This window comes from Geobacter sp., from assembly GCA_009684525.1.
Lineage (GTDB): Bacteria > Desulfobacterota > Desulfuromonadia > Geobacterales > DSM-12255 > Geoanaerobacter.
The window spans coordinates 74,551-89,228 of the sequence record WKKR01000002.1; the positions used below are offsets into that span (position 1 = coordinate 74,551).

17 protein-coding genes are annotated in these 14,678 nt (G+C 63.4%); 10 read left to right on the forward strand and 7 right to left on the reverse strand.

Annotated elements, in window-relative coordinates; genetic code table 11:
- Positions 1 to 6: 6 nt before the first annotated feature.
- The 5 genes from GJT30_06640 to GJT30_06660 all read right to left on the reverse strand — a co-directional run bounded on the left by GJT30_06640 (position 7) and on the right by GJT30_06660 (position 3,433).
- Positions 7 to 576, reverse strand: a complete 570-nt coding sequence (locus GJT30_06640; GenBank protein MSM39281.1) for a flavodoxin family protein — start codon at positions 574 to 576, stop codon at positions 7 to 9.
- A complete protein-coding gene (locus tag GJT30_06645) occupies positions 573 to 1,157 on the reverse strand; it encodes a flavin reductase family protein (protein ID MSM39282.1) in 585 nt (194 codons plus the stop codon). The genes GJT30_06640 and GJT30_06645 overlap by 4 nt, the downstream gene beginning before the upstream one ends.
- 70 nt (positions 1,158 to 1,227) lie before the next feature.
- A complete protein-coding gene (locus GJT30_06650; GenBank protein MSM39283.1) occupies positions 1,228 to 1,812 on the reverse strand; it encodes a TetR family transcriptional regulator in 585 nt (194 codons plus the stop codon).
- Positions 1,813 to 1,864: 52 nt separating this feature from the next.
- The gene (locus tag GJT30_06655; GenBank protein MSM39284.1) at positions 1,865 to 2,665 is read right to left on the reverse strand and encodes a methyltransferase domain-containing protein; all 801 of its coding nucleotides are present in this window, start codon (positions 2,663 to 2,665) and stop codon (positions 1,865 to 1,867) included.
- A 3-nt stretch (positions 2,666 to 2,668) separates the two neighbouring features.
- Positions 2,669 to 3,433 (reverse strand): methyltransferase domain-containing protein, encoded by a 765-nt coding sequence (locus GJT30_06660; GenBank protein MSM39285.1) that lies wholly within the window; start codon positions 3,431 to 3,433, stop codon positions 2,669 to 2,671.
- 70 nt (positions 3,434 to 3,503) lie between these two features.
- Between GJT30_06660 and GJT30_06665 the strand changes: the two genes are divergently transcribed.
- The 8 genes from GJT30_06665 to def all read left to right on the forward strand — a co-directional run bounded on the left by GJT30_06665 (position 3,504) and on the right by def (position 10,947).
- On the forward strand, positions 3,504 to 4,334 hold the full coding sequence (locus tag GJT30_06665) for a helix-turn-helix domain-containing protein (protein ID MSM39286.1): 831 nt from the start codon (positions 3,504 to 3,506) through the stop codon (positions 4,332 to 4,334).
- Between the two features lie 132 nt (positions 4,335 to 4,466).
- Positions 4,467 to 5,168: a 1-acylglycerol-3-phosphate O-acyltransferase gene (locus GJT30_06670; GenBank protein ID MSM39287.1), complete on the forward strand. Its 702-nt coding sequence runs from the start codon at positions 4,467 to 4,469 to the stop codon at positions 5,166 to 5,168.
- 2 nt (positions 5,169 to 5,170) lie between these two features.
- The gene (locus GJT30_06675) at positions 5,171 to 5,353 is read left to right on the forward strand and encodes a hypothetical protein (GenBank protein ID MSM39288.1); all 183 of its coding nucleotides are present in this window, start codon (positions 5,171 to 5,173) and stop codon (positions 5,351 to 5,353) included.
- Positions 5,354 to 5,361: 8 nt separating this feature from the next.
- Positions 5,362 to 5,781 carry a hypothetical protein gene (locus tag GJT30_06680; GenBank protein ID MSM39289.1) on the forward strand — a complete coding sequence of 140 codons (420 nt, stop codon included), beginning with the start codon at positions 5,362 to 5,364 and terminating at the stop codon, positions 5,779 to 5,781.
- A gap of 13 nt (positions 5,782 to 5,794) precedes the next feature.
- On the forward strand, positions 5,795 to 7,471 hold the full coding sequence (locus GJT30_06685) for an RNase J family beta-CASP ribonuclease (GenBank protein ID MSM39290.1): 1,677 nt from the start codon (positions 5,795 to 5,797) through the stop codon (positions 7,469 to 7,471).
- Positions 7,472 to 7,512: 41 nt separating this feature from the next.
- Positions 7,513 to 9,801 (forward strand): DNA translocase FtsK, encoded by a 2,289-nt coding sequence (locus GJT30_06690; GenBank protein ID MSM39291.1) that lies wholly within the window; start codon positions 7,513 to 7,515, stop codon positions 9,799 to 9,801.
- Between the two features lie 64 nt (positions 9,802 to 9,865).
- A complete protein-coding gene (locus GJT30_06695) occupies positions 9,866 to 10,432 on the forward strand; it encodes an amino acid-binding protein (GenBank protein ID MSM39292.1) in 567 nt (188 codons plus the stop codon).
- Between the two features lie 8 nt (positions 10,433 to 10,440).
- On the forward strand, positions 10,441 to 10,947 hold the full coding sequence (def, locus tag GJT30_06700) for a peptide deformylase (GenBank protein MSM39293.1): 507 nt from the start codon (positions 10,441 to 10,443) through the stop codon (positions 10,945 to 10,947).
- 15 nt (positions 10,948 to 10,962) lie between these two features.
- Here def and GJT30_06705 read toward each other — a convergent pair whose 3' ends face one another.
- Positions 10,963 to 12,372: a phosphoglucomutase/phosphomannomutase family protein gene (locus GJT30_06705; protein ID MSM39294.1), complete on the reverse strand. Its 1,410-nt coding sequence runs from the start codon at positions 12,370 to 12,372 to the stop codon at positions 10,963 to 10,965.
- A gap of 131 nt (positions 12,373 to 12,503) precedes the next feature.
- On the opposite strand from GJT30_06705, the gene nadA reads away from it, so the two are divergent.
- Together nadA and GJT30_06715 are read left to right on the forward strand one after the other, a co-directional pair.
- A complete protein-coding gene (gene nadA, locus GJT30_06710; protein ID MSM39295.1) occupies positions 12,504 to 13,487 on the forward strand; it encodes a quinolinate synthase NadA in 984 nt (327 codons plus the stop codon).
- Between the two features lie 40 nt (positions 13,488 to 13,527).
- Positions 13,528 to 14,079, forward strand: a complete 552-nt coding sequence (locus tag GJT30_06715; protein MSM39296.1) for a gamma carbonic anhydrase family protein — start codon at positions 13,528 to 13,530, stop codon at positions 14,077 to 14,079.
- A 78-nt stretch (positions 14,080 to 14,157) separates the two neighbouring features.
- Here the strand turns inward: GJT30_06715 and GJT30_06720 are convergent, their stop codons facing one another.
- On the reverse strand, positions 14,158 to 14,595 hold the full coding sequence (locus tag GJT30_06720; GenBank protein ID MSM39297.1) for a response regulator: 438 nt from the start codon (positions 14,593 to 14,595) through the stop codon (positions 14,158 to 14,160).
- Positions 14,596 to 14,678: the final 83 nt, after the last annotated feature.

A 14,678-nucleotide genomic window follows, 5' to 3' on the forward strand; every position in this document is an offset into this window, starting at 1 on the left:
TTCCGGTCAGGCCATGAGCCGGCGGGCCGTTTCCTCGGCCTGACGGAGTATATGCTCAGGAACCGTGTCAACGCTGTTGGGGCCGATCCCGCAGGCCCGGATCAAATGGACTTCGGAGAAACCCACCCATTTCAGGAACATCTCGTAACGGGGGAAGATATCGGCGAACATCGCCTCATCCGGGTGCCCTTGCGTGAGAACGAAGACCATTTTTTTCGGGGAGAGACGGCTCGGTTGCGGACTGGTGCGGTAATCCGGGGTCAGGTAGGAGAAGGTCCGGTCGATGAACCCCTTCAGCTGGCTCGTGACCTCGCCGTAATAGACCGGAGTGGCGAGCAGTACCAGGTCTGCCTCGCTCACCGCGGCGAGCACCTCGGTCAGGTCGTCGTTCAGCACACATCTGTCGAGCTTTGTCTTGCAGACGTAACAACCCTGGCAGCCCCGATAGGCGAGACCGTTCAGCGTATATTCCGTGGTCTCGGCCCCGAGGCTTGTCGCGGTTTCCATGAACCGGCGCGCAATGGCGGTGCTGTTGCTGTTTGTACGGGGGCTTCCCAGCAGACTGACTATTTTCATCGTTTCTCCTCCGCTCCTATGTTCTTGCCGATCTCCCATGCCGTGCCGATGCTGTCGCCCAGGCCGAAGTAGCGACGGTGGGCCGAATCCCAGACGATCGGCCGCACCTTGGTGATGTCGGGGTAACCCTTGTCGCCGAGTACCGACTCGTCTGCCTTGATGTCGACGATCTCGCCGACGAACTGGGTATGCAGGCCGATCTCCAGGGTATGAAGCAGCCGGCACTCCACCACCAGCGGTGTCTCCCCCACATAGGGGGCATCCACCAGCTCGCTTCGCACCGGGGTCCAGCCGCAGGCGGCGAACTTGTCCACGTCGCGACCGGAGGCGATGCCACCGAAATCGGCCTCTGCCACCTGGGCCTGGGAAGGAATACTGACCGTGAACGCCCGGCGGGCCTCGATTGCCGCATAGCTGTGGGTGGCACGGCGAAGCGACACGGTCACGCAGGGTGGCTGGCTGCAGCAGATGCCGCCCCAGGCGGCGTTCATGAAGTTGGCCCTGCCATCGGCATCATACGTCCCGACCAGCCAGACCGGGCAGGGCATGGCCAGTGTCTTTGCTCCCATCGATTTCTTCATCGGCTCCTCCTTCGGGTGTCAGAGTTATCATCCGCATTAGACCGGTCGTCTAGCATGCGGGCAAAAAAATTTATCGCGGCCGCAGGGTGGTGGCAAAGAGGATGTCGAGGAAATCCCGCATCGGTTGCGGCGATTTCATCACCTTGGCCCGCAGGATCGCCCCTTCCCAGCCGGAAAGGATGAAGCAGGCCACCGCCTCCACGTCCATCTCCCCCAGTTCCCCCCGTGTCTGGGCCTTGCGCAGGCAGGCGGCGAACTGCGCCCGCCAGAGGGAAAAGACCTGGTCGAGCCGCTCCCGGAACCGCTCGTTCAGGTCGGCCATCTCCTGGCCGAGGTTGCCGATCAGGCACCCCCTGGTGCAGCTGTTCTGGCTGACCCGCGTCAGGCCGCTTTCGAGAAAGTTGCGGATCCGGTTGAGCGGCGTCACCTCTTCGTCCTGCAGAAAGGTTTCCAGGCGCTGGGCAAAGCGTTCGGCAAAACGGTCGATCACCGCCAGGCCGAAATCCTCCTTGCTCCGGAAATAGTGGTAGAAGGAGCCTTTCGGGACCGCGGCCTCCTTGAGGATCGCCTCGATGCCGGTGGCGTTGTAGCCCTGGCGGGAGATCAGCTCAGTGCCGATCCGGACGATTTCCGTGCGCGTGTCTTTTTTGTCCATGGGAAACGTATAGACCGATCGGTCTAGCTTGTCAACCGGAAAGCTGCAGGGATCACTCCTTTTCCGCCACCAGGTAGATCCGGTGAAAGACCAGCTCCACCCGGCCGGCGGCGTTCGCTTCCGCGACGAACGATTCCCTGATCCCCTGCAGGAGCTGCGCGGAAAAGTCCGCCGGCAGCGGCGCCGAAAAGCAGTCCTGGTTGAGATAGCCGGCAGCGGCGCCGGAGCGGAAGACATCGAGCGACTGATCGACCGTATACTCCTGCCGCTCCTCGTCAATCCGGCTGAAAGGGACCCGGAACCCTGCCTGCTCGAACAGCAGCCGGTAGTCGCCCGCTGTCTCGCGGAAATGCCAGGGGGGGCGGAAGCCGGCAAAGAGCGCATCGATCCGGGGCACCCGGCGGCAATGCTCGATTGCCCGGAGAAAGTTCGGACAATAGCTCCTCGTAGCCGGGGCCTGGATGCCGACCCGCCCCGCCGGGCGCAGCGCCCGATGAAACCGCTCCAGCACGGCGGAGGGCTGGCTGAACCACTGGAACACGGAGCTGCAGTAAAGAATATCGAATTCAGCCACGAAGGGAAGCTCGTCGGCAGACATGACCGAGAACTCGATCTCTTTGCCGGCGCAGAGCTCCCGCGACTGCCGGATCATCCCCTCGGCCGGGTCGATCCCCGCCACGCGCCCCGAGGTCAGCTCCCGCAGTTCGGTCGTCAGGTTGCCGGCGCCGCACCCCACGTCCAGTATGTCGGCATCCGGCTGGATGTCGAGCAGCTCCATGAGCTGCCTCCCTGCCGATGCCTGCACCAGGGACTTTTCCCGATAGAATGTCGAGATTGTCGAAAAATCGCTCATGATTCACCCCTTCTTCGTGCCAACGAATACCCCGATCGGCACGGTATAGACCACCGTATCACCCTGACGGCGGGGGCTTATGCCCAGCGCGTCGACGCCGATGTCTGAGACGATCATTTCCTGCAACCGCTCCGCGTCCCCTTCCCTGGGAAAGGAGGCACGCAGCTGCGCTTCCAGTTCGATCTCCACCCCATAGGCGCTCTGCCGGCAACCCGTGAGTCCAGAGCCGGCAAACAGGGCGGCGAACTCATCAGTGGTCAGCGCGTGGGTGTGGGACGGGTCGCGCAGACGCTCCAGACAATCATAAGCTTTTGCCTTTTCCGGCGCAATGGCTACATCCGCCACCAGCACCCTGCCGCCGGGACGGCAGACCCTGATCATCTCCGCCAGCACCGCGCCGGGGTTGAGAAAGTGGTGAAAGCTGTAGCGGGTTATCACCAGAGAAAAGCAGCCGTCCTCATAGGGAAGCGGCAGAACGTCGCCGACCCGCCAGAAGAGGTTGGCCAACCCCTGCTCCTGCTGGCGCTTTTCAGCCTGGGCAATCATGGCCGGCGTAATGTCTATGCCCGTGACACTGCCGCTGTGCCCGGCAAACGCACACGCCACCAGCCCCGGACCGCAGGCCACGTCGAGCACGCTGTCTCCCCGGCTCGGCCGCGCCATTGCCAGCAGCAGCTCCATGGCATCCAGGTGGCCGGGTACCTGGGCAAACGGCACGGCCTGGCGGGAAAACTGATCAATGATCTCTTCGTTATGGCTCCGACTCATGGGGTCCGCTCCTCTCCGGATATGGTACCCAAAACTATAGCTTGATTCCGAATGTCTGTCTTTCTATACTATGACAATGAGTATCGCAAAACTGACAAGATTGGCTCCGGTGGAGCTTGGCTTCCGTCTGGATCCGATGCTCCCCGTCATCCCGCTGGCCATTGAGGTCAATCCACAAAAGATGGGGTCCCGAGAGGTGGGGTGCGCGGCGGTCCACGCCCACCCGCGCGGCCAGCTGATTTACGCCAGCAGCGGCGTGATGCGGGTGATCTGCGGCCGCGACATCTGGGTGGTGCCGCCATCTCAGGCAGTCTGGGTACCCCCCAACCAAGAGCACGAGGTCTATTTCCCCGGCAATGTGGCCCTACGCAGCCTCTTCGTCGACCCGTCGGCAATCGCCGGTCTACCGCAGCAGTGTACCGTGCTGAAGGTAACGTCGCTCCTGCGGGAGCTGATCCTGGCGGCAGTGCGGGTGGGGGAGCGGTATGAGCCCGACGGTGTCGGCTGGCGGCTGATGCAGGTGCTGCTGGACGAGCTGCGGCAGGCAGAATCGACTCCGCTGCACCTGCCGATGGCGCAGGACGAACGGGTCATGCGGGTGATCGAAGCGTTGCTGCAGAATCCGGGCGACCCGCGTGACTTGAGGGACTGGGGGAACATGGCCGGTGCCAGCAGCCGGACCCTGGCGCGCCTGTTCATCAGCGAGACCGGCCTGACTTTCGGCGCCTGGCGCAAGCGGCTGCTCCTCCAGGAAGCGGTCAACCGTCTGGGCCAGGGGGAGCAGATAACACGGATTGCCTTCGATCTGGGCTACCGGAGCCTGAGCGCCTTTATTGAGATGTTCCGCCGAGAGTTGGGAAGCTCACCTCGCCAGTACGCCCGGCAACAGGAGGCGACATAGCGGATGGCAGCGTGCCCCTGGCAAAACGGCCCGGATACCGCATCGCCGGGCCGTTTCGCAACCGCACAATCTGTTGACTCAAGGGGAAAAAACAAGTAAGTTGGGGGCATTTAACTCTATCGGATTGTCCGCATGCTGCGAGCCTATCTGTTTCTGGTGTTGTTTGTCCCCCTGACATTCCTGCTGGCTTTCAGCGCACTCATCGCCACGCTGTTCGATGCCAGCGGCAGGGCGTATCATTTCCATGCCCGGCTCTGGAGCCGGATCAGCCTGCGGATGGCAGGGGCCAGGATCGAAACCTACGGCCAGGAGCTGATCCCCCGCGGCGAGCCGGTCATCTTCATGAGCAACCACCAGAGCAACTTCGATATCCTGGCCCTGTACCAGGCCATACCGGAGCGGTTCTCCTGGATCGCCAAGGAAGAGCTCTTCAACATCCCGGTCTTCGGCCATTCCATGCGGCGGGCCGGCTACATCCCGCTGGACCGCAGCGACGGCCGGCGCTCCCTGCGCAGCATGGTGGCCGCAGCCGAGCACATCCGCAGCGGGCACAGCGTGGTCATCTTCCCGGAGGGGACCCGCACCAACGACGGCGATCTCCTCCCCTTCAAGATGGGGGGATTTCTCCTCACGGAAAAGGCCAGGGTTCCGATCGTGCCGGTCACCATCAACGGCAGCGGCCGGATCAACCCGGCCAAGGAGATCAGGCTCAAGCCGGGAACCATTTCCATCTCCTTTGCCGAGCCGATCTCCGTGCAGGCGCAGACGGGCCGCAAGCGCGACGACCTTGCCGAGCAGGTCAAGGCGGCCATAAACGCCAATCTGGAGCACTAGACGTGACATTCATCGCCATCGCCCTGATCATCTGCGGCATCGCAGGGGTCGCCTGGGGGCTGCCCGCCCTGCACCGGCTGCGCAAACCTTTTGACATCCTGGCAGCGCTCACGGTGCTGGCCGGCGTCGTCGCCGCCCTTCTCGGCTGCCTGCTGGCAGCGGTGCCCGGATTTTTCGCCGGATGAGCCATCCCATGGACAAACCGAAACATATCGCCCTGAACGTCGCCGTGGCCGGAGTCATCGCACTCCTGCTCATCTGGGGCACGACCCAGTACCGCCAGTGGAGCCAGTTCAACAAAGGCGACCAGGCCCTTGCCAGCGGCGACTACATCGGCGCCATCGCCGGCTACGAAGCTGCCATCCACATGTACACCCCGCTCTCACCGCTGGTGGGGCGTGCTGCGGAAAAGCTCTGGCTTATCGCCCAGACCCTGGAGCAGCGGGGAGACACTGCCAAGGCGCTGGTTGCCTACCGGTCGCTGCGCAGCTCCTTCTACGCCGTGCGCGGGCTGTATGAGCCGGGCAGAGCGTGGATCGACAAGTGCGATGCCCGGATTGCCGCGCTGACAGGCGCTCCGGCGACTCTGCCGCACCAGCCTGCCCGACCCTGAAAGGGGATCACCCATGACCACCGAGAACCGCGACACCACCGGCCTGAAGATCATCCCCCTGGGGGGGCTCGGTGAAATCGGCCTGAACATGGCGATCTTCGAATACGGCGAAGACATCATCGTCGTCGACTGCGGCCTGATGTTCCCCGACGCCTCCATGCTGGGGATCGACCTGGTGGTGCCCGACATCACCTACCTCAGGGAGCGGGCCGACCGGGTCCGGGGCATCTTCCTGACCCATGGCCACGAAGACCACATCGGCGCCCTCCCCTATGTGCTGCCGGAGATCAACCCGCCCCTGTTCGGCACGGCCCTCACCCTGGGACTGGTCAAGGCCAAGCTGAAGGAGTTCGACCTGGACTCCAAGGTGGACCTGCGGGTGATGAAGCCCCGCGGCAAGGCAACGGCCGGCTGCTTCACGGTGGAGTTCATCAGGGTGACCCATTCCATCGTCGACGGCTGCGGCCTGGCCATCCGGACCCCGGAAGGGGTGGTGATCCATACCGGCGACTTCAAGATCGACCAGACCCCGGTGGATGGGGAGCTGACCGACCTGGCCACCTTTTCCCGCTATGGCGAGGCCGGGGTGCTGGCCCTCATGTCCGACTCCACCAACGTCAAGCGCCAGGGGTACACCATCTCCGAACGCTCCGTGGGCGAGGCCTTCCTCGATCTCTTCCCCAAGTGCGACTCCAGGATCATCGTGGCGGCCTTCTCCAGCAACATCCACCGGGTCCAGCAGGTGGTGGACGCGGCCCTGGCCTGCAACCGCAAGGTGCTGCTGAACGGCCGCTCCATGATCGCCAACGTGCAGATCGCCCGTGAACTCGGTTACCTCAGGATTCCCGACGGACTCCTCATCGACCTGAAGGAACTCCCCCGCCTCCCCAGGGAAGAGGTCTGCATCGTCACCACCGGCTCCCAGGGGGAACCGATGAGCGCCCTGACCCGGATCGCCATGGACGACCACAAGCAGATCAAGCTGGAGCGGGGCGATACGGTCATCCTGTCGTCGCGGGTCATCCCCGGCAACGAGAAGACCATCACCGACATGATCAACCACCTCTACCGCCGCGGCGCCGAGGTCTTCCACGAGCAGGTCTCCGAGGTCCATGTCTCCGGACATGCCAGCCAGGAGGAACTGAAGCTGATGTTAAACCTCGTCCGGCCCCAGTGGTTCATCCCGGTGCACGGCGAGTATCGCCACCTGGTCCGCCACGCCCGCCTTGCCCAGCGGGTCGGCATCCCGGCAGAGCGCTGCATCGTCGCCAACAACGGCGACGTCATCGCCTTCTCCCAGGGGGAAGGGTGTGTCCTCGGCCAGGTGGAAAGCGGTCGGATCTTCGTCGACGGCAAGGGGATCGGCGACGTGGGGGAGATCGTTCTCAAGGACCGCAAGCATCTCTCCGAGGACGGCATGGTCGTGGTCATCATCGGCATCGCCCAGTCCAGCGGCGACATCATCTACGGCCCGGATATCGTCTCCCGCGGCTTCGTCTTCGAAGACGAAAGCCAGGATTACCTGGACGCGGCCCGCCAGGTGGTTACCGACACCCTGTCTCAGCTCAACGCCGAGGTAATGGGGGACTGGAACGAGGTCAAGCAGGAGGTGCGGCAGGGGCTGCGCCGCTTTTTCAAAAAAACCATCGAGCGGCGCCCCGTGATCCTGCCGCTCATTCTTGAAATGTAACAAACCCCATGCATACTGGAATGGACCGACGATAAATTGCCATGGAAACCACTGAACCGAAAAAAGAGAAACTGACCAGCGAGATCAAGGGGATGCTCCTGGGGGCAGCCGGGCTCTTCCTGCTGGTGGCGCTGGCATCCTTCAATGCCGACGATCTCTCCTTCAATACCTTCTCGTCGGAGAATGTGATCCGCAACTTCGGCGGCCGGCTCGGCGCCCAGATCGCCGACCTTTTGCTGCAGTTCTTCGGCGTTGCCGCCTATCTGGTGCCCGGCGCCTGCCTGGTAACGGCCTACCGGCTGCTCCGTTTCAAGGAGCTGAAGCTGACCGTCTACAAGTGCTTCGCCTTTGTGGGGCTGCTGGTCTCCCTCTCCGCCCTGTTCGCCTTCAACATCGAGTTCACCGACCTGCTCGGCCAGCGGATCCCCACCGGCGGCGCCATCGGCTACAAGACCGCCTCGCTCCTCAAGGGGCTGCTCGGCGTCACCGGGGCGCTGCTGTTGCTTTTGCCGATGCTGGCCGCCTCCATCACCATCATGTCGCGCTTCTCCTTTGTCCTGTTCGCCGACTGGTGGATCAACGCCCTGGGGGACCGCTGGTCTCGCTACCGCGAGAAACGGGCGCTCAACCGCGAGCTGCTGAAGGACGAAAAGCCGAAAAACAAGGATCGGGACAAGGTGGAACCGGTGATCAAGCCGGTAACCGTGGCACCCGCCCCCTCCCCGGCCACCCAGACCAAGCGGGACAAGCGGGACGAAGAAAAGAGCCGCCCCCAGCAGGAGCTGTTCGATTTCGCCAAGAGCGACGGCGATTTCCGCACCCCGCCGCTCTCCCTCCTGGACCCGCCCCAGGCCAGCAACCGCAAGGTGGACAAGGAAGTCCTCACCATGAACGCCCGGCTCCTGGAGAAAAAGCTTCGGGACTTCGGCGTCGAGGGGGAGGTGGTAGAGATCTGCCCCGGCCCGGTGGTCACCATGTACGAATTCGCGCCCGGACCGGGGATCAAGGTGAGCCGCATCGCCGGGCTCTCCGACGATCTCTCCATGGCTCTGCAGGCGCTCTCCATCCGGATCGTGGCGCCGATCCCCGGCAAAGGGGTGGTGGGAATCGAACTCCCGAACCGCGACCGGGAGATGGTCTCTCTCAAGGAGATCTTTACCAGCGAGGAATTCCAGGCAGGGAAGCACAAGCTCCCGCTGGCGCTGGGGAAAGACATCGCCGGCATCCCGCTGGTGACCGACCTGGCGCGCATGCCGCACCTGCTGGTGGCGGGCGCCACCGGCTCGGGCAAATCGGTCTCCATCAACACCATGATCCTGTCGCTCCTCTACACCGCCACCCCCCGCAACGTCCGGATCATCATGGTCGATCCGAAGATGCTGGAGCTCTCCGTCTATGACGGCATCCCCCACCTGCTGCTGCCGGTGGTGACCAACCCGAAGAAGGCCTCCATAGCCATGCGCTGGGCGGTCGAGGAGATGGGGCGGCGCTACCGGCTCATGGCCGACAAGGGGGTCAGGAACATCGACTCCTACAACAAGGCGCTGGAGCGGGAGGAAAAAGAGACCGCCGAGAACCTGGCCCGCGAGACCGTGGTGGTCGAGGAGGTCGAGGAGCCGGCCGGCGACGAACAGATGGCCATCGAGGCGTTCCTGGAAAAGGACGAGCAGCTGGAGCACGGCCATCTCCCCTACATCGTCATCGTGGTGGACGAACTGGCCGACCTGATGATGGTGGCGGGCCGCGAGATCGAGGAATCCATCGCCCGGCTGGCCCAGATGGCCCGCGCCGCCGGCATCCACCTGATCCTGGCGACCCAGCGGCCGTCGGTGGACGTCATCACCGGCCTGATCAAGGCCAACTTCCCGGCCCGGATCTCCTTCCAGGTATCGAGCAAGATCGATTCCCGCACCATCCTCGACTGCAACGGCGCCGAATCGCTCCTTGGCGCCGGCGACATGCTCTTCCTGCCGCCGGGGACCGCCAAGCTGCAGCGGAGCCACGGCGCCTTCGTCTCCGACGCCGAGGTGCAGCGGGTGGTGGACTTCCTGAAGAAACAGGGGAAACCGGTCTACGACAAGTCGATCCTGGAGGTCAAGGTAGGCGACGACAAGGGGGGCGACGGCGACGAAGAGCTGGACGACCGCTACGACGACGCCGTGGCCCTGGTGGCAGAGGCCAAGCAGGCATCCATCTCCATGATCCAGCGCCGTCTGCGGATCGGCTACAACCGCGCCGCCCGGATCATCGAAAAGATGGAGCAGGAAGGGATCGTCGGTCCCTCGGACGGCACCAGCAAACCACGGGAAGTGTTCATCAACAAGCTGTAAAACGGCCATCAGATCGGCCTCTGCTTACCTGTTCCCGGCCCGGGGAGCAGAAGAAGGAGATCCCATGACCCATTGCCGCAAAGACAATCTGGTCCATTTCGCCGTGACCATCATCAGCAAGGATCGCCCCGGCATCGTGGCAGACGTGACCGAGGTGCTGTTCCGGCTCGGCTGCAACATCGAGGATTCGAGCTGCACCATGCTGGGTGGCGACTTTGCCATGATCCTGGTCGTCTCCCACGACAAGCCGTTTGCCAAGGCGAAGCTGGCGGACGAGTTCAAGCTGCTCCACGAGCGGACCGGGCTGCAGATCCACATCCGCTCCCTCTCCGAAGAGGAGATCTGCCCGGTAAAGGACGAGGGGGAACTCTGCCTGGTCTCGGTCTACGGCTCGGACCAGCCGGGGATCGTCTACCGGGTGACCCGGGCCCTGGCCGATCGCAGGGTCAACATCACCGATCTGAACACCAAGCTGATCGGCACCAGGGAAGAGCCGGTCTATGTGCTGATGCTGGAGGCGATCCTTCCCGTCGGCCTCACCGTGGAGGACGCTAGCGCCCTGCTCGACAACCTCAAAAAGGAGCTGAACGTGGAGATTTCGGTACGCGCCATCACGCCGGTCTCCTTGTGACAACATAAATGCCCGTCCAGAATATTCTCCTCTATCCCCATCCCATCCTGAAGAAGATGGCCCGGCCGGTAAACCGTCTCGACGACGAGATCGCCGGTCTCGTCCAGGACCTGATCGACACCATGCGCGAAGGCCCCGGCTCCGTTGGTGTGGCGGCACCACAGATCGGCGTGTCGCTGCGCGTCTGCGTGGTGGACGTTTCCGCCAACCGGCACGGCAAGGAGAACAACCACGGCCTCTTGGTGCTGGTAAATCCGGAGATTGTCGAACGGGAAGGAGGGGCGATCATGCGGGAGGGGTGCATGAGCGTGCCGGATTACACCGGCGACGTGGAGCGGGCTACCCGGATCAGGCTCCGCTTCCGGACAGCGGACGGCTCGGAGCAGGAGATCGAGGCGAGTGGTTTCGAGGCGGTGGCGATCCAGCATGAGATGGATCACCTGGACGGGGTACTCTTCCTGGACCGGATCGTATCGCTGAAGACAGGGCTATTCCGGCGCAAAAACTACCGGTGATGCATTCGAAAAACTTCACACCCCCGCAAGGGTCCTCCCTGCAGATAGCAACTCCTCCACCACCGCAGGATCATTGGCCTCGCTGTAGAGCCTGAGCACCGGCTCGGTCCCCGAAGGCCGGACCAGGAGCCAGGCACCGTCGCTAAAGATGAACTTGAAGCCGTCACGGAAGTTGGTGGCAGCCACGGCGCGTCCCGCGATTGCCACCGGTGCATCGTCCCGCAACCGGGCGATGAGCGCCGCCTTGGCCTCCTGACCGATGGGAAGATCGATCCTCCGGTAGAAGAAGTGGCCGATCTCGTCCATGGTTTCATTCAGGAGCTGGCGCAGCCCCTTGCCGGTCATGGCCATCGCCTCCAAGAGCAACAGTCCCATCAGGATACCGTCCCGCTCCGGGATATGCCCTTTGACCCCGAGTCCGCCCGATTCCTCCCCCCCCATCAGGATGTCATGCTCCAGCATCAGTTCGCAGATATGCTTGAAGCCGATGGGGGTCTCGAAGAGCTCAAGGCCGAATTTTTCGGCCAGGAGGTCGATCATCCTGGTGGTGGAAACGGTCTTCACCACCCCGCCGGAGAGCCCCTTACGCTCGCAGAGATGCCGCAGGAGCACCGTGAAGATCATGTGGGAGGAGAAGAAGGCGCCGGTCTCGTCCACGGCGCCGATCCGGTCGGCGTCGCCGTCCAGGGCCAGCCCCGCGCGATAGCCCCCTGCCTGCACCAGGGACGCCAGCTCGGTCAGGTGCTCTTCGGTCGGTTCGGGCGGCTGGCCGCCGAAGGCGGGGTTCTGCTCGCTGTGGATCTCGGCGATACCGGGGAGCAGCCGGGGGAAGAAGCCGCAGCCGGCGCCGAACATCGGGTCGACCACCACCGGGATCGCTGCCTGGCGGATTTTCTCCAGGTCGATGTAGCGGCCGAGCTGGGCAAGGTAGCCGGCAGCGGCATCGAACACCACCAGATGCCCCGCTGCCAGGGCGTCCGCGAGCGGCTCTTCTCTGACGGGCCGCGACTGAGCCATATTCTCGGCAACCAGCTCCTCCAGCTCCTTGGTGGTTGAGGGGCGAGCAGAGCCGCCGAAGGATTCCTTGATCTTGAAGCCGTTGTAGCACGGAGGGTTGTGGCTGGCAGTGATCATCACGCCGGCACCGGCCCCCAGCTCGCGGACGGCCCATGAAACCGCCGGGGTCGGGGCATAGGCATCGGCCAGCCAGACCTGCAGGCCGTTGCCGCAGGCGATCTCTACCACCCGCTCGGCAAATTCGCGGGAGAGGAAGCGCCGGTCGTAGCCGACCACCAGCCCCTTGCCGGCCAGGCCATGCCGGTGCAGATAATCCATGGTGGCCTGGGCCACCAGCGAAAGATTGTCGAAAGTGAATTCGCGGGCAATGACACCGCGCCACCCATCGGTTCCGAAGAGAATCTGCACGTACTGCTCCTTCCGGTCCCCCGCGGAGGACGGTTCCATGAAAAGCCCGTCAATTTTTACCGCTTCTGTACCGATTGTCAACCCCCGATTCCCTGCGACATCGCGTCGATTCGTGATGCAAAGGGTTTGACATGCTACGGAACATTTACTACTATCGCCTGATCTTCGTATACGACAGGACTACCGCTCAGACCGAGGAGACCATGGAAGACCGGATCAAGCAGGAGATCAGAGATCTGCTCAAGGAACGGAATGCCGTTCTGCTCGCCCACAACTACATGCGCGACGAGGTCCAGGAGATTGCCGACCTGACCGGCGATTCGCTGGGGCTTTCCATCGAGGCTGCCCGCACGGAGAGCGACGTCATCGTCTTCTGCGGGGTCCATTTCATGGCCGAATCGGCCGCCATCCTCTCCCCCGGCAAGACGGTGCTGCTGCCGCGGCTGGACGCCGGCTGCCCCATGGCGGACATGGTAACCGTGGAGGAGCTGGTCGCCCTCAAGGAGCGACACCCCGGCGTGCCGGTGGTCACCTACGTCAACTCCTCCGCCGCGGTCAAGGCGGTGAGCGACATCTGCTGTACCTCGGCCAACGCGCAGAAGGTGGTCGCCTCCCTCCCCGACCGGGAGATCATCTTTGTCCCGGACCGCAACCTGGGGCGCTACGTGGCCCGCACCTCAGACAAGGTCTTCCACTTCTGGGACGGCTACTGCCCCACCCATGAGCGGCTGAAGGCAGAGGATGTCCGCCGTCGGAAGCAAGAGTACCCCGACGCCCTCTTTATCTGCCACCCCGAATGCAACCCCGCGGTGGTTGACCTTGCCGACCATGTCTGTTCCACCACCGGCATGTACGACTGGTGCCGGCAGAGCCCGGCCCGCCGCTTCATCATCGGCACCGAGGCAGGCATCCTCTATCGCCTCCGGGCGGATAATCCGGGCAAGGAGTTCATCCAGGCTTCGCCCGCCCTCATCTGCCCCAACATGAAGCTGACCTCCCTGGAGGACATCCGCGCGGCCATGATCAGCATGGAACCGGTGGTCACCGTTGCCGAGGATATCCGCATCCCGGCAAAAAGGTCGCTGGACCGGATGCTGGCCATCCCGCGGGACTGACAGCAGGCTGCGCCAGCCGCGCGCCTTTGAGGAACAGGCCATGATCAAGCCCTTCCAGGGGATGCACCCCCGCATCGACCCGAGCGTCTTCATCGCCGAGACCGCCGTCATTATCGGCGACGTCACCATCGGTCCCCAGAGCAGCATCTGGTACAACGTGGTTGCACGCGGCGATGTGAACTTCATCCGGATCGGCGCCAGAAGCAACATCCAGGACCTCTCCATGCTCCATGTCACCCACCGCAAGGATGCCGGCGATCCGGGAGCGCCGCTGGTCATCGGCGACGACGTAACGGTCGGGCACGGAGTTACCCTCCATGGCTGCACCATCGGCAATGGCGCCTTCATCGGCATGCAGGCGATTGTCATGGACAAGGTGTTCGTGGGTGAAGGGGCTCTGGTGGGAGCACGGGCGCTGGTCCCCGAAGGGACCGTGATTCCGCCCTACACCCTCTGGGTCGGCGCACCGGCCAAGAACAAGCGCAACCTCACACCTGACGAAATCGCCTTGCTGCGGAAATCGCCGCAGAATTACGTGCACTATGCCCTCCAGTTCATCGAGGACGGGCTGTCCGCACTCCCCCCTGCCTAGCTCGTTCATGCAAACAGGGGGGCGAATACTCGCCCCCCTGTGACACCTCTTTATTGCCTGCACGGTTTCTGCCGACATTCACCGATCATCGAGCTGGTGTCGGCTCCCACCCCATGGCTCGCGCGAGAGATCCAGTGCCGCGCTGAAGGATTCCACCGTGAGCGGCTTGGGAAGAAAGCCCAGGGCTCCCAGCTCGCGGCAGACCTCCTTGTCGTGGGGGTCTTCCGACGAGGTCAGGATATAGACCGGCAGGGTTCGGGTTCGTCCATCGCTGCGCAGTTTCCGGAGGACTTCGAGCCCGTCAAGCTTCGGCAGGCGCAGGTCCAGCAGAACAAAACGCGGATTCTCCAGCCGCGGCAAAGCCCCCGACCCCTCGTCTCCCAGCAGCAGGGTGATCGCCTCCCTCCCGTCACGGGCAACGCGCACATCGTTGAACCCCATCTTGTGCAGGGTCCTCAATGCCAGAAACTCGTCGTCGCTATTGTCCTCTACCAGAAGAATGATCGGCTCAGACACGCTCCAGCCCCCTTTCACCGGTCGCAAAAAGCTACATGAAATCAGATTTACCCTGTTCGATCAACAATCCCAATCCAGTCACT